Genomic DNA, 14,543 nt, shown 5'->3' on the forward strand with positions numbered 1-14,543 from the left:
TTTAATACCAGAAAACGATGCCATCCAGGCAAGGAATGACAGACTACAGGCCCAGTACCCGCTTCACCGGCCCAAAGCTGCGCCGGTGATGCTCGGTGGCCCCCAGCGCCGCCAGGCGCTCCAGGTGCAGTGCGGTAGGATAGCCCTTGTGCCGGGCAAAGCCATATTCGGGATACTGGCGATCCAGCGCGGCCATTTCGCGATCGCGCGTCACCTTGGCCAGGATTGACGCTGCACTGATCTCTGCCACCCGGCTATCGCCTTTGACCACCGCCTGCGCCGCCATCGGCAGCGCCGGACAGCGGTTGCCGTCGATCAGGACAAAGTCCGGCTGCCGCGCCAGCCCGGCCACTGCGCGCTGCATCGCCACCATCGTAGCCTGCAGAATATTGAGGCGATCGATCTCTTCTGCCTCTGCCCGGCCCAGGCTCCAGCACAGCGCTTTCTCGACGATCTCGTCATACAGCGCGTTGCGTCGCTTTTCACTCAGCTTTTTGGAGTCAGCCAGCCCGGCAATCGGACGCGCGGGATCCAGGATCACCGCCGCCGTCACCACTGCCCCCACCAACGGCCCGCGCCCGACCTCATCGACACCGGCGATGCGTCCGGCACAGGGATAGACAAAAATATCACTCATTGGAGGACTCCCGGGGCTCTGCGGCCAACATCAGCACCGCCTCTGCGGCTTGCGCATCGGCGCCACAGCGGATCTGGCTGTGCAGCTGTAAAAAGGTCTGCTTCAGCGCCTGAGTCTGTGCGCCATCGGCCAGCATCGGCGCCAACGCCTGCGCCAAGCGCGGCGGTTGGCAATCGTGCTGTAACAATTCCGGCACCAACTCGCGACCGGCTAACAGATTAGGCAACGAGACGAACTCCGTCTTCACCAAGCGCTGCGCCAACCAGAAAGTGAAGGGTTTCATGCGATATGCCACCACCATCGGGCATTTGGCCAACATACACTCCAGTGCCGCCGTTCCCGACGCCAGCAGTGCCGCATCGCTGGCGTACATGGCGTTACGCGCCTGACCGTCCAGCAGATGTGCCGCCAAGTCCGGCGCCACCTCCGCCTTGATCCGTTCAAACTGCGCGCGACGCCGGGCATTAACCAGCGGCACCACGATCTGCAGATCGGGGTAAGTCTGACGTAACAGCAGCGCGGTGCGCAGGAAATCGGCGCTCAGCATCTCAACTTCGGCGCTGCGGCTGCCGGGCAGCAGCGCCAGACAGCGCGCATCGGTAGCGATCCCCAGCGCGCGGCGCGCCGCGGCACGATCCGGCGCCAGCGGCATCGCATCGGCCATGGTATGGCCGATGAAGCGGCACGGCACATTGAAACGATCGTAGAAGGCTTTTTCAAACGGCAGGAAGGCCAGTACCAGATCGGTGGCACGACCGATTTTAAACACCCGCTTCTGACGCCAGGCCCAGACGGAGGGGCTGACATAGTGGATGGTGCGAATACCGCGCTGGTGCAGGTGACCTTCCAGGGTCAGGTTGAAGTCCGGCGCATCGATACCGACAAACACGTCCGGCCGCAGCACCGTAAAGCGCCGGGTCAGCTCGCGGCGAATGCGCAGCAGGCGCGGCAGACGCTCCAGCACCTCGACGATGCCCATCACCGCCAGCTCCTCCATCTCGAACCAGGACTCACAGCCCTCAGCCTGCATCAGCGGACCCGCCACGCCGACGAAGCGGGCGTTGGGGTGACGCGCCTTCAGCGCCCGGATCAGCCCCGCACCGAGAATATCGCCGGAGGTCTCCCCGGCGACCAGACCAATAGTAAGCTGGCGCTCACCCAACGCTGACGCCACCATGGATTAACGGATGATACCGCGGGTGGAGCGGACAAAGAAATCGACGAATAGCTGCACCGCCGGCTGTCGCTGAGCCAGGGCCTCGATCTCCGGCTTTGCCTCTTCCAGGGTTTTACCGCTGCGGTAGAGGATCTTGTAGGCGTTACGAATCGCCTGTAGGGCATCCTTCTCAAAGCCGCGGCGCTTCAGCCCTTCCAGATTCAGCCCATACGGCGTGGCATGGTTACCCTGGGCAATCACGTAGGGCGGTACGTCCTGCGCAACGCCGGAGCAACCGCCCACCATCACATGCGCGCCGATCACACAAAACTGGTGTACGGCCGTCATCCCGCCGATGATGGCGAAATCATCTACGCTGACGTGGCCGCCCAGCGTGGCGTTATTGGCCAGAATACAGCGATTGCCAATGACGCAGTCATGGGCAACGTGGGTATTGACCATCAACAGGTTATCGCTGCCGATACGGGTCAGCCCGCCGCCCTGCGCCGTACCGCGATGAACAGTAACGCTCTCGCGAATGCGGTTGCGATCGCCGATCTCAACCCGGGTCGGCTCGCCGGCATACTTCAGATCCTGATTCACCTCACCGAGGGAGGCGAACTGATAGATCTGGTTATCGCAGCCAATTTTGGTGATCCCGTTGACCACCACATGGGACTTCAGCACGCTGCCCGTACCGATTTCAACCTGCGAACCGATGTAGCAGAACGGGCCAATGTGAACACCGGCGCCAATCACCGCACCGTCTTCGACAATGGCGCTGGGATGGATAAAGGCGGTTTGATCAATCACGTATCAGGCCTCTCGGTTACGGGCGCACATCATGGACGCCTCGCACACGATCTTGCCGTCAACCTTGGCAACACCGTTAAAGCGAGCTACGCCGCGGCGCTCTTTCAGAAACTCAACTTCCAGGATCATCTGGTCACCCGGATGAACCGGACGCTTAAAGCGGGCATCATCGATACCGGCAAAGTAGTACAGTTCGCCCGGCTCCAGTTTACCTGCGCTCTTAAAGGCCAGAATGCCGGTGGCCTGCGCCATGGCTTCAAGGATCAGTACCCCGGGGAAAATTGGTTTACCCGGAAAGTGTCCCTGGAAAAACGGCTCGTTGAAGGAGACGTTCTTCACTGCGCGCAGGAATTTTCCCTCTTGGTAATCCAGCACACGATCCACCAGCAGGAACGGAAAACGGTGCGGCAAAAGCTCTAAAATCTCTGAAATATTGAGAGTATGAGTGTCAGTAGTCAAAATACTCTTCCTGTAAAAACGGATGTCAAACAACACGGCCTGCCTCACTCCTTCAGGGGACATGACGCAGGCCGCAAATCGAATTGGGCCACAGGCCCGGCGGGCATTAATCGCTGTGGACTTTCTTTTCTACAGCCTTTAAACGCTTATTGATCTCGTCAATATTCATCACCAGCGCAGCCGTTTTACGCCACACCTTGTTTGGCTGAAGCGGAATGCCAGAAGAGTAGATACCGGGTTCGGTGATAGGTCGCATCACCATGCCCATCCCCGTCACCACCGCCCGATCGCAAATCTCCATGTGACCATTAATCACACTGGCACCACCGATCTGGCAATAGCGTCCAATCTTGAGGCTACCGGCCATGATAACACCGCCGGCAACCGCTGTATTGTCACCAATAATGACGTTGTGCGCAATCTGACATTGGTTGTCGATAATCACGCCGCTGCCGATAACCGTATCATCCAGGGCGCCGCGGTCGATCGTGGTACAGGCGCCAATCTCGACGCGATCGCCGATGCGCACGCTGCCCAACTGCGGAATCTTCACCCAGTTACCACGCTCGTTGGCATAGCCAAAGCCATCACTGCCGATCACCGTACCCGACTGCACCAAGCAGTGTGCGCCGATCTCGACCTGATGATAGACGCTGACGTTGGCCCACAGGCGGGTGCCGGCACCAATCTTGGCAAACTTACCGATGAAACAGCCCGCGCCGATGATCGCCCCTTCGCCCAGCTCCACGCCCTCTTCGATCACCGCATTGGCGCCGATGGAGACGTTGTTGCCCAGCGTCGCCGTCGGATCTATCGACGCGCTCGGCGCGATGCCGATCGCCGGCGCCGGCGTCGTGTCCATGATCTGCGCCATCATGGCGTAGGTCAGGTAGGGATTTTTCACGACCAGTGCCGCCTGAGGACAGAATTCCAGATCCGCTTGCGTCAACACGACGGCACCAGCCTGAGAGGTGGCCAATTGCTCACGATAGCGGCTGTTGGACAGAAAAGTAATCTGGTTCGCTTGTGCTGAATGCATCGATGCCACACCGGTGATGACGAGATCGCCATCACCGTGCAGATCGGCATTCAACTGCTGAGCAAGGTCAGCCAGTCGAATTGAAGCCATACCTTATTTAACCTGTTTCAATACTTGAGCAGTAATGTCATCAGAAGACTGAGAATAGGCTACCGCGTTGGCATCGATAACCATATCGTAGCCCTTGTCTTTCGCCACGCTGCGCACAGCATCCTGGATACGACTCAGCAGCTTATTACGCTCTTCCATCTGGCGACGACGGTTATCCTGTTCAAAAGCTTGCGCCTTACGGGCAAAAGTTTCACGCTGTGCGGCGATCTCTTTTTCCATCTTGGTGCGCTCACTGGCCTTCATGGTGGAGCCATCGCGCTGCAGACGTTGCATTTTACCCTGCAGATCGCGCTCCATGCCCTGAAGCTCAGTGGCGCGGCTCTTGAACTCGCTCTCCAACTGCTTCGCCACCGCATCACGCTGCGGAAGCTGTTGGAAAACGCTGGCAACGTTCACTACAGCAATTTTTTCAGCAGCCTGCACATTGGCGGAAACAGCCATCGCTACGCCCAGACCCGCCGCATATAACCACTTTTTCACTTTGAACTCCTTACCATCACCTAGGTGTGTCAATGACACGTCACTGCACAGGCGCCGACCCATCGTGTCTCACCACGTCCAGAGAAAAGAACGCGCTGAGCGGAGCATATGCAAAAGGGGGCGGGGAAATCCCGCGCCTTTATATCCGGAGACCTGCGCCGACGACGTCGTCACACCACAGAACCTCCTTCAGATAATAGCGTTTCCGGTTACCAGGTTTTACCGATATTAAACTGGAACTGCTCCGACTTATCACCCTCATACTTCTTGACCGGCTGGGCATAGGAGAACACCAGCGGCCCCAGCGGCGACATCCACTGCAGCGCGATACCGGCTGACAGGCGCACGTTGGTCGCCTTGCTGTAGTCCGGCAGCGTCGGGTAGGTGGTCTGATCCCAGTTGGTATCCCATACGGTACCGGCATCCATAAACACGGAAGTACGCAGGGAGTTGGCATACTGCTCGCTGACGAACGGCGTCGGGGTGATCAGCTCCAGACTGGCGACGGCCATGGCGTTACCGCCCACCGCGTCGTTGCCGCCGGTCTTGTTCTGATCCACGCTGCCATCGCTGTTCAGGTACACCGCCTTCGGGCCGATGTTATTGGACTGGAAGCCACGTACGCTGCCAGAACCACCGGCGTAGAAGTTCTCATAGAACGGCATCTCTTTGCCGCCGAAGCCATTACCGTATCCCAGACGGGTACGTCCCAGCACCACCCAGGTACGATCCTGGTTAATCGGGAAATAGCTCTGGCTGTCAAAGGTCAGCTTGTAGTATTCATTATCGGAGCCCGGCAGCGTGATCTTGCCGTTCAGCGAAGCCTTGCTACCGGCCGTCGGGAAGAAGCCGCGATCCAAGTTGTTGTAGGCCCAGCCAGCGGTCCAGGTATAGTCATCGGCCTTGTAGCTGGCGCGTTCACTGTCGCTCGGATTCTGACCCACAGAGCGCAGATAGCGCCACATCGCCACCTGCGGCTGCATATCGGACAGGTCGTTGTGCACATAGCCCAGGCCGGTACGCAGCGAGTTGTTCTCATTGATCGGGAAGCCCAGGGTGCCGTCAAAGCCATAGCTGCTGTTGGTATAGTCAGACAGATCGGCGTTATTGGCCTTAAAGTCGTTATAGAACAGGCGGCCGCCCAGACTGACGCCGTTCACCGTAAAATACGGGTCGGTTAAGGAGAGTTCTGCATAGGTCTGGTAGTCGTTCTTGGTACCGTTGATGGCGACGACATTTCCGGTGCCCAGCCAGTTGTCCTGCTGTACCCCGACCTGAAAGCTGATGCCGCTTTCGGTGCCATAGCCGATACCGAAGTTAAAGCTGCCGGTATTGCGCTCTTTCACCTTATAAACAACATCAACCTGATCCGGCGTACCCGGTACGCGCTGGGTCTCAACATCGACATTTTCAAAGTAGCCGGTGCGGTTCAGACGTTCTTTACCCTGCTCAACCTGATCGCTGCCCAGCCAAGAGCCCTCCATCTGACGCATCTCACGGCGCAGTACGGCATCTTTACTGGTATCGTTGCCGACAAAGCGGATCTGGCGCACATAGTAGCGGTTACCGGCATCAATGTTCATATGCAGGATGACGGTCTTATCTTTGTCATTGATCTCCGGCTGCGTCTGTACACGCGGATAGGCATAGCCATAACGCCCCAGCAGCTGCTTGATCTCATCCTCCATCTTGGTGACCTTGGCGCCGTTGTACAGCTCGCCCGGCTCAACCTTGGTCAGGCGGGTGATTTCGGCGCTGTAGCCGGCCATATTGCCAGTAACGTCAACCCCTTCCAGCTTATACTGATCGCCTTCGGTGATGTTGATGGTGATGTAGATCCCTTTCTTGTCCGGCGTCAGGCTCACCTGCGTCGAATTAATGGTGAAACGGGCGTAACCGCGATCCAGATAGTAGCTGCGCAGAGCCTCAAGGTCACCGGCCAGCTTCTGCTTCTGGTATTTGCGATCAGCCATCAGGTTCCACCACGGTACATCGTCGCGCAGCTGAAAGTGGCCCAGCAGCTCGGCACTGCTGAACGCATGGTTACCAACGATGTTAATCTGCTGGATCTGCGCCGATTTACCCTCGGTAAACACCAGTTTCAGATCGACGCGATTACGCGGCAGCGGCGTCACCACCGCCTTCACGGTAGCGTTATATTTACCGACGCTGTAATAGAAATCCTCCAGCCCTTTTTCAATACTGGAAAGCGTGGTGCGATCGAGCGCCTCGCCGACGCGAACCCCGGAGGCCTCCAGGTTTTGCTTCAGCATCTCATCCTTCACGGACTTATTGCCAGAGAAGGTAATGCTGGCGATGGTCGGACGTTCCTTAACCTGCACAATCAGATTGTTACCATCACGAAGTACCCGCACATCCTCAAAGTTACCAGTGGCGTACAGCGCGCGGATGGTATTACTCAGATCCTCATCAGAGACGGTATCGCCTACGCGTACCGGCATGTTAAGTAACGCCGCACCGACGGCGACCCGCTGCAGTCCTTCGAAATGAATATTTTTCACTACGAAACCATCTGCACCGTATACGGTTGCGCTGCCAAACAGCAGCGACGCTAAGAGCAACTTTTTCATCGCCATCGTTGTTATGCGTTCTTCCTAACAATCCCGCCCATTACAGCCGCGAGAAATCATTGAAAAGTGCAAGCCCCATAAACAGCATCAGCAAAATCACGCCAATGCGATAGCCGAAAGCCTGAACCCGTTCGGACACCGGACCACCCTTGAGCTTTTCCAGCGCAAGAAACAGCAGATGTCCCCCATCAAGAACCGGTAAAGGAAACAGGTTGATGATCCCCAGATTGACGCTGATCAGCGCCAAAAACATCAGGTAATACACCAAGCCATACTCAGCCGACGCCCCCGCTCCCTGTGCTATGGAGATAGGGCCGCCCAGATTGTTCAACTTTACATCACCGGTAATCAGTTTACCCAGCATGGAGACCGTCAGCCTCATCAGCTGCCAGGTCTTGTCTGTCGCCTGATACAGTGCCATGAACGGCCCATACTGGCGAATGATTTGATACTCCTCCGGTAGCGGGATCACCTGCGGAACCACGCCGGCAAAGCCTTCGGTCAGCCCGCGCGCCGCGCGCCGACTCTCCGGCGTCAACGCCAGCGACACCGGCAGCCCCGCACGCTCGATATCCAGCGCCAACGCATGGCCGGGATTATCGTGGATTTGCAACGCAAAATCACGCCAGCCGCGTATCGGAATGCCATTGACTTTAACTATCCTATCCCCTACTTGTAAACCTGCTTTCTGTGCCGCCGACCCCTTTTGTATCTCCGCCAGCACCGGCTCAATGGTCGGTCCGCGCGGGATGATCCCCAGCGATACAACCGGGTCCTGACGCTCGGGATCAAACTGCCAGCGCCGCAGGTCCAGCGTTTTTTCACTCACCAACTGGCTGCCAAACGGCCCTACGCCGAGCGTGGTACTGCCGTCGCCAATCTGCCCCACCAATGCCAGTCGAACGGACTCCCAGTCCGGAGTATCGACACCGTCAACGGACTTCAGTTCCATTCCCGGCGTAATATGGGCGGCGGCGGCGATAGAGTCCGGGGTCACGTTGGCGATCACTGGGCGCACGCTGGGCACACCGATGACGAATACCAGCCAGTAGGCGATGATAGCGAATAAGAAGTTGGCGATGGGACCGGCGCTGACAATCGCGGCACGCTGCAGCACGCTCTTGTTATTGAACGCCTGGTGGCGCAACTCCGGCACCACGCTCCCGACCCGCTCATCCAACATTTTAACGTAGCCACCCAGCGGGATCGCCGCGACCACATATTCGGTCCCCCGGCGATCGACCCGACGCCACAGCGCCTTGCCAAAGCCGATGGAGAAACGCTCGACCCGCACGCCGCAGCGGCGCGCAACCCAGAAGTGGCCAAATTCATGTACGGTGATCAGTACGCCAAGCGCCACCAAGAATGCCAGTACACTCCACAGGATTCCACCCATCGATCCTCCCTTACCCGTTTAGGGCTGGCCAAATACCAACAGCATCAGGCAGGCAAACACTGGCACCGCCGCCGTCAGGCTATCGATGCGATCCAGTACGCCGCCGTGGCCAGGGATCAGGTGACTGCTGTCTTTAATCCCCGCCTCGCGCTTGAACATACTCTCCGTCAGATCGCCCAGCACAGAGGCCAATGCAGCGATAACCGAGCAGACTAACAGCACGCGAACATCGACATCCAGCGGTGCATAACGCCCAAACAGCCACGAGAGCAGCGCAGAGGTCATCAACCCGCCGATAAGCCCCTCCCAGGTTTTCCCCGGCGATACCTTCGGCGCCAGCTTATTCTTACCGAACAGTTTGCCAAAGATATAGGCGCCGGAGTCGGCCCCCCATACCAGGAGCATGACATACAGCAGCCACCAGGCACCGCGATAATGGTTGGCATCATAGCCATACTGACGCAGCGCCACCATTCCCCAGAAGAAGGGCAGAATGGTAACGATGCCAAACAGTACCCTCAGCGCGCGCGAATGACGCCACCACCCGGCCGAACTGGGGTAAAAAAACACCAACACCAGCGCCACAATCCACCACCCGGCTGCGGTCCACAGCGAACCGGCGATCAGCGGCAAATGAACGCTACGGGTGAACTCAGGCATCCCCAGTAGCATGGCGGCCAGCACCAGGCCACAGATCACAGCGCCCCAGATACGCTGATTGCGGCTGGCGAAGCCAGCCAGCTGCCCCCACTCCCAGGCGGCCAGCATACAGACGGCGAGCGTCACCAGTGAGAATCCCAACGGCGGCAGCAAGAACAGGACGGCAATCACCACCGGGACCAAAATTAATGCAGTAATAATGCGCGACTTCAGCAAAAGTTCCCCCTATGACGCATCGGTTGCGTTGATAGGTGTCGTTCCCCCGAAGCGACGCTCGCGTTGTGCAAATGCATTCAGTGCACCTTCAAAGGTTGTTTCATCAAAATCAGGCCACAGCACGTCAGTAAAATAAAATTCTGAATAGGCAATTTGCCACAGCAGAAAGTTACTGACCCGATGCTCGCCTCCGGTACGGATAACTAAATCCACGGAATCTTGTTCATGCAGGCAGACCTGCTCACCCAGCATCGACTCCGTGATCGCCTCCGGCAGCAGCGTCCCTTGACGCACCTGTTCTGCCAGCGTTTTCACCCCCTGAACGATATCCCAACGCCCACCGTAGTTGGCGGCGATGTTCAGCGTCAGGCCGGTATTTTCAGCGGTCATCTGCTCTGAGCGTCGAATACGCTCCTGCAGGCGTGGGCTAAAGCGGCTGATATCACCGATCACCTTCAGTCTCACCTGATGTTTATGCAGTCGCTTGACTTCACTATCCAGTGCACGGACAAATAACTCCATCAGCGCCGACACTTCCTGCTGCGGCCGATTCCAGTTTTCGCTGCTAAAGGCATACAGCGTCAGCGCCCGGATCCCCCGGGTGACCGCGAAGCGCACCGCACAGCGTACCGACTTAACGCCGGCCTTATGTCCGAATACACGCATTTTACCCTGATGTTTGGCCCAGCGGCCATTGCCGTCCATGATAATCGCAACGTGCCGGGGAACAGAGGCTACGCTGCTCATCACAGTTGGTTGTGTGGATGACATACGTGTAAATTTTTCCTCAACAAGCCAGCAGGGCGGCCTCAACGTGTCCATCCCGCCACGCGCAGTCCTGCGGCGACGGTCACTCCTGCATGAATAAGGCCGTGAATAGCACGGCCCCCCAATCATCTCAATTCAGAAAGCCGCGCGCACCCTTCATCGGCTGGCATGGGATCATGCCCCGCCCTTACACCGTTCTTTTCGCAGCGCGCGCAAAAAACTGGCGCAGACTATATCATCATGCTGTTAGCGCCACAAATCAGCACACCTGACCAAATGAATTTAGCGGGAAAAACGCGCGCTCAGCGTCTGAGCCAACTGGCGGGCAGCGCTATCAATCACCAGTACCGCCTCAACGCAGTCCGGCTCAGCGCAGCGCAACTGCTCCACCACGCGGCGGTTCAAGCGGGCGATGTCAGTAAAGCGTAAACGCCCATCCAGAAAGGCGGCAACCGCAATTTCATTCGCCGCATTCAGCGCCGTCGTTGCCGCCTGCCCCTCGGCAAACGCCTCGATAGCCAGCTGCAGACAGGGATAGCGCGCCATATCCGGCGCCTCAAAACTCAGCGAGCCCATGCGGCAGAAATCCAACGGTGCAACGCCGCTCGGCACGCGATCGGGATAGGCCATAGCGTGGGCGATCGGCGTACACATGTCCGGATTACCCAGCTGGGCAATCACACTGCCGTCCCGATAGCGCACCATGGAGTGGATCACCGACTGCGGGTGAATGATCACCTCCATCTCCTCCGCCGAAGCATTAAACAGCCAGCGCGCCTCAATATACTCCAGCCCTTTATTCATCATCGTGGCAGAGTCAACAGATATTTTACGCCCCATCGACCAGTTAGGATGGGCACAGGCCTGCGTCGGTGTGACGGCATCAAAATCCGCCAACGGCAGCTGACGCAGAGGCCCACCGGAGCCGGTCAGCACAATACGGGTCACGCCATGCTCACGCAGGCAGGCAAAACCCAGCTGTTGCTGTACCGCCGTCGGCAAGCTCTGGAAAATGGCGTTGTGCTCGCTGTCGATAGGCAGCAGCTGAGCCTGACTGTGGGACAGCGCCTCCATAAACAGACGTCCGCAGGTCACCAGGGCCTCTTTGTTGGCCAGCAGCACCCGCTTGTTGGCCCGAATCGCCGCCAGCGTCGGCAGCAGGCCGGCTGCACCGACAATGGCGGCCATTACCTGATCGACCTCATCCAGGGCGGCGAGTTCACAGGCAGCGTGCTCCCCGCTCATCACCGCAATCGTACCAAGGCCACACTCGAACAGGCGCTGGCGCAGCGCGGCGGCGGCACCTTCATTGGCCATACAGACATAGCGGGGGGAAAATTCACGGCACTGCTGCAGCATGACATCAACGTTCTTGCCTGCCACCAGTGCTACCACGCGGAACGCGCCGGGATTGGCCCGCACCACCGCCAGCGTACTGGTGCCGATAGAGCCGGTTGAACCTAAAATGGTCAGCGTCTTCATGAGGATACTCTGAATTACTGGGTCAAATCGCTACAGGATACGCTAACCCAGCGCACCTCCCCAGCGAATTTTGCGCCGTCGCCAAGGCGCGTCAGCAGCGAACAAACAAAAGCGCCGCCGAAGCGACGCTTATTACCGAAACGACGGACCAAGAGACGGCCGCAGCAAAGGAGCAGCGCAGCGGCCTGTGCGAATGGCACCCCGGAGTACCGCTGCAATGGCTGGATTAGAAATCCATCAACTCTTTTTCTTTATCTGCCAGCGCCGCATCGATCTTCTTGATCATCAGATCGGTGATCTTCTGGATCTCCTCCTGAGACTTGCGATCTTCGTCTTCGCTGATCTCTTTGTCTTTCAGCAGCGCCTTCACCTTATCGTTGGCATCGCGGCGTACGTTACGCACGGAAACGCGGCCAGATTCGGCTTCAGAGCGTACCAGCTTGATCAGATCCTTACGGCGTTCTTCCGTCAGCGGTGGCAGCGGAACGCGGATCACGGTGCCGGCAGAGGCGGGATTCAGGCCCAGATCGGAGGTCAGGATAGCTTTTTCGATAGCCCCGGACATGCTGCGATCGAACACGGTCAGGGCCAGCGTACGGGAGTCTTCCGCAACGATGTTGGCCAGCTGACGCAGCGGCGTCGCGGTGCCGTAGTACTCAACCTGAATACCATCGAGCAGGTTGGGATGTGCACGGCCGGTGCGGATTTTGCTGATATTGCCCTTGAATGACTCGACGCATTTATCCATGCGCGTTTCGGCATCTTTTCTGATTTCGTTGATCACGTTGCGAACCCTTGAAAACGGTGGTTGTGGTTAATAGAGTGAATTGTGCACCAAAGGCCAAGCATTTTTCAATGCGACCGGCACAATACGGCAGCCGGACGTGCCGGCTGTCCCACACGCACGCAGCGCATTATTTGGTGATCAGCGTACCTTCTTGTTCACCCATCACCACGCGACGCAGCGCACCCGGCTTATTCATGTTAAACACGCGGATCGGGAGATTATGATCGCGCGCCAGAGTGAAGGCAGCCAGATCCATCACCTTCAGCTCTTTCTCCAACACATCCTGATAGCTCAGCTGTTCATACAGCGTGGCGTCCGGATTTTTCATCGGATCGGCAGAGTAGACGCCGTCCACTTTCGTCGCCTTCAGCACGACGTCAGCCTCAATCTCGATCCCGCGCAGACAGGCGGCAGAGTCGGTAGTAAAGAACGGATTACCGGTGCCGGCGGAGAAAATCACGACGCGGTTGTTGCGCAGCAGGCTGATCGCCTCCGCCCAGCTGTAGTTGTCGCATACGCCGTTCAGCGGAATGGCGGACATCAGGCGGGCGTTGACATAGGCACGGTGCAGCGCATCGCGCATCGCCAGGCCGTTCATCACCGTCGCCAGCATCCCCATATGGTCGCCGACCACCCGGTTCATCCCCGCCTGCGCCAGACCGGCACCGCGGAACAGGTTGCCACCACCAATCACCACACCCACCTGAACGCCTAACTCAACCAGCTCTTTGACCTCCTGCGCCATGCGGTCCAGCACGCTCGCATCGATGCCAAAACCTTCTGAGCCTTGCAGAGCTTCACCGCTCAGCTTAAGCAGAATACGCTGGTAAACGGGTTTGGAATTGGTAGCCATGGTGTTTGAGTCCTAAGAAGCAGTCAATTAATTAGTCGGAGGTATTTCAATGTACGGTCTGCGCCCCTGACCGCTCATTGAAGTAAGTCTGGCCGGATAAAACAGAACCGCCTCTCGGCGGCTCTGTCGTCAAAGGGGATTATGCCCCTTTAGACATCGCGGCAACTTCTGCTGCGAAGTCAGTTTCTACTTTCTCGATACCTTCGCCTACTTCAAAGCGGATAAAGCCGGTCACGTTCGCGTTGTGCTCTTTCAGCAGCTGGCCAACGGTCTTGCTCGGATCCATAACGAAGCTCTGACCGGTCAGAGAAACTTCGCCGGTGAACTTACGCATACGGCCTTCAACCATCTTCTCAGCGATTTCGCGCGGTTTGCCAGACTGCATGGCGATATCCAGCTGGATCTGGTGCTCGTGGGCAACCACGTCTGCCGGCACATCTTCCGGCTTAACGTATTCCGGCTTGCTGGCAGCGATGTGCATGGCGATGTGCTTGATCAGCTCTTCGTCAGCGCCGGTAGCGGCAACCATAACGCCGATGCGCGCACCGTGGCTGTAGGTGCCCAGCAGGTCGCCGGTCAGTTCAGACACGCGACGGATGTTGATGTTTTCACCGATTTTGGCAACCAGCTGAGTACGCTGTTCTTCGAACTTCGCTTTCAGGGTGTCGATATTGATGATTTTGTCAGCCAGGGCAGCGGCGGCAACTTCATCGGCGAATGCTTTGAAGCCAGCGTCTTTGGCAACGAAGTCGGTTTCGCAGTTCATCTCAACGATGACACCATATTTACCGTCAGCGGCAACCTTGGTCAGGATCACGCCTTCAGCGGCAACACGGCCGGCTTTCTTGGCCGCTTTGGCCTGGCCGGATTTACGCATGTTGTCGATGGCCAGCTCGATGTCGCCGTTAGCTTCAACCAGTGCCTTTTTACATTCCATCATGCCTGCGCCGGTACGCTCACGCAGTTCTTTTACCAGGGAAGCGGTAATTTCAGCCATTGTATTTTCCTCGGTTATCTCGCCCAGAGGGAACCCCTGCGCCAGACGATTGTTCTAGAGATGACATCTTTGCGGGGTAGCCACAAAGAAAGGGGGCC

Annotated in this window: 14 protein-coding genes; all 14 read right to left on the bottom strand. The window is 57.9% G+C overall.

The features are described 5' to 3' along the window. Positions 1 to 43: 43 nt before the first annotated feature. Positions 44 to 637 (bottom strand): ribonuclease HII, encoded by a 594-nt coding sequence (rnhB, locus tag EIEH_RS09225; protein WP_015870259.1) that lies wholly within the window; start codon positions 635 to 637, stop codon positions 44 to 46. Continuing rightward, complete coding sequence (gene lpxB / locus EIEH_RS09230) at positions 630 to 1,814, bottom strand: lipid-A-disaccharide synthase (protein ID WP_035609342.1); 1,185 nt, start codon at positions 1,812 to 1,814, stop codon at positions 630 to 632. Before lpxB ends, rnhB begins: the two co-directional genes overlap by 8 nt. 3 nt (positions 1,815 to 1,817) lie before the next feature. Next, positions 1,818 to 2,606 carry an acyl-ACP--UDP-N-acetylglucosamine O-acyltransferase gene (gene lpxA, locus EIEH_RS09235; protein WP_035609345.1) on the bottom strand — a complete coding sequence of 263 codons (789 nt, stop codon included), beginning with the start codon at positions 2,604 to 2,606 and terminating at the stop codon, positions 1,818 to 1,820. Positions 2,607 to 2,609: 3 nt separating this feature from the next. Then, positions 2,610 to 3,065, bottom strand: coding sequence for a 3-hydroxyacyl-ACP dehydratase FabZ (gene fabZ, locus EIEH_RS09240; protein WP_035609348.1), 456 nt, complete (start codon positions 3,063 to 3,065; stop codon positions 2,610 to 2,612). A gap of 106 nt (positions 3,066 to 3,171) precedes the next feature. Beyond that, positions 3,172 to 4,194: a UDP-3-O-(3-hydroxymyristoyl)glucosamine N-acyltransferase gene (lpxD, locus tag EIEH_RS09245; RefSeq protein ID WP_015870256.1), complete on the bottom strand. Its 1,023-nt coding sequence runs from the start codon at positions 4,192 to 4,194 to the stop codon at positions 3,172 to 3,174. Between the two features lie 3 nt (positions 4,195 to 4,197). Next, positions 4,198 to 4,695: a molecular chaperone Skp gene (gene skp, locus EIEH_RS09250; RefSeq protein ID WP_015870255.1), complete on the bottom strand. Its 498-nt coding sequence runs from the start codon at positions 4,693 to 4,695 to the stop codon at positions 4,198 to 4,200. 209 nt (positions 4,696 to 4,904) lie between these two features. Continuing rightward, positions 4,905 to 7,292, bottom strand: coding sequence for an outer membrane protein assembly factor BamA (gene bamA / locus EIEH_RS09255; protein ID WP_015870254.1), 2,388 nt, complete (start codon positions 7,290 to 7,292; stop codon positions 4,905 to 4,907). A 34-nt stretch (positions 7,293 to 7,326) separates the two neighbouring features. Further along, the gene (gene rseP / locus EIEH_RS09260) at positions 7,327 to 8,682 is read right to left on the bottom strand and encodes a sigma E protease regulator RseP (RefSeq protein WP_015870253.1); all 1,356 of its coding nucleotides are present in this window, start codon (positions 8,680 to 8,682) and stop codon (positions 7,327 to 7,329) included. Positions 8,683 to 8,700: 18 nt separating this feature from the next. Continuing rightward, positions 8,701 to 9,558 carry a phosphatidate cytidylyltransferase gene (cdsA, locus tag EIEH_RS09265; protein WP_015870252.1) on the bottom strand — a complete coding sequence of 286 codons (858 nt, stop codon included), beginning with the start codon at positions 9,556 to 9,558 and terminating at the stop codon, positions 8,701 to 8,703. A 9-nt stretch (positions 9,559 to 9,567) separates the two neighbouring features. Further along, the gene (gene ispU / locus EIEH_RS09270; protein ID WP_015870251.1) at positions 9,568 to 10,329 is read right to left on the bottom strand and encodes a (2E,6E)-farnesyl-diphosphate-specific ditrans,polycis-undecaprenyl-diphosphate synthase; all 762 of its coding nucleotides are present in this window, start codon (positions 10,327 to 10,329) and stop codon (positions 9,568 to 9,570) included. Positions 10,330 to 10,608: 279 nt separating this feature from the next. Continuing rightward, complete coding sequence (gene ispC / locus EIEH_RS09275) at positions 10,609 to 11,808, bottom strand: 1-deoxy-D-xylulose-5-phosphate reductoisomerase (RefSeq protein ID WP_015870250.1); 1,200 nt, start codon at positions 11,806 to 11,808, stop codon at positions 10,609 to 10,611. A 226-nt stretch (positions 11,809 to 12,034) separates the two neighbouring features. Further along, positions 12,035 to 12,592, bottom strand: coding sequence for a ribosome recycling factor (frr, locus tag EIEH_RS09280; protein ID WP_015870248.1), 558 nt, complete (start codon positions 12,590 to 12,592; stop codon positions 12,035 to 12,037). Positions 12,593 to 12,722: 130 nt separating this feature from the next. Continuing rightward, positions 12,723 to 13,448, bottom strand: coding sequence for a UMP kinase (gene pyrH / locus EIEH_RS09285; RefSeq protein ID WP_015870247.1), 726 nt, complete (start codon positions 13,446 to 13,448; stop codon positions 12,723 to 12,725). A 139-nt stretch (positions 13,449 to 13,587) separates the two neighbouring features. Beyond that, positions 13,588 to 14,445, bottom strand: coding sequence for a translation elongation factor Ts (gene tsf, locus EIEH_RS09290; protein ID WP_015870246.1), 858 nt, complete (start codon positions 14,443 to 14,445; stop codon positions 13,588 to 13,590). Positions 14,446 to 14,543 lie beyond the last annotated feature (98 nt).

Origin of the sequence: Edwardsiella ictaluri ATCC 33202 (genome assembly GCF_000264785.1) — a bacterium.
In the GTDB taxonomy this organism is placed as follows: domain Bacteria; phylum Pseudomonadota; class Gammaproteobacteria; order Enterobacterales; family Enterobacteriaceae; genus Edwardsiella; species Edwardsiella ictaluri.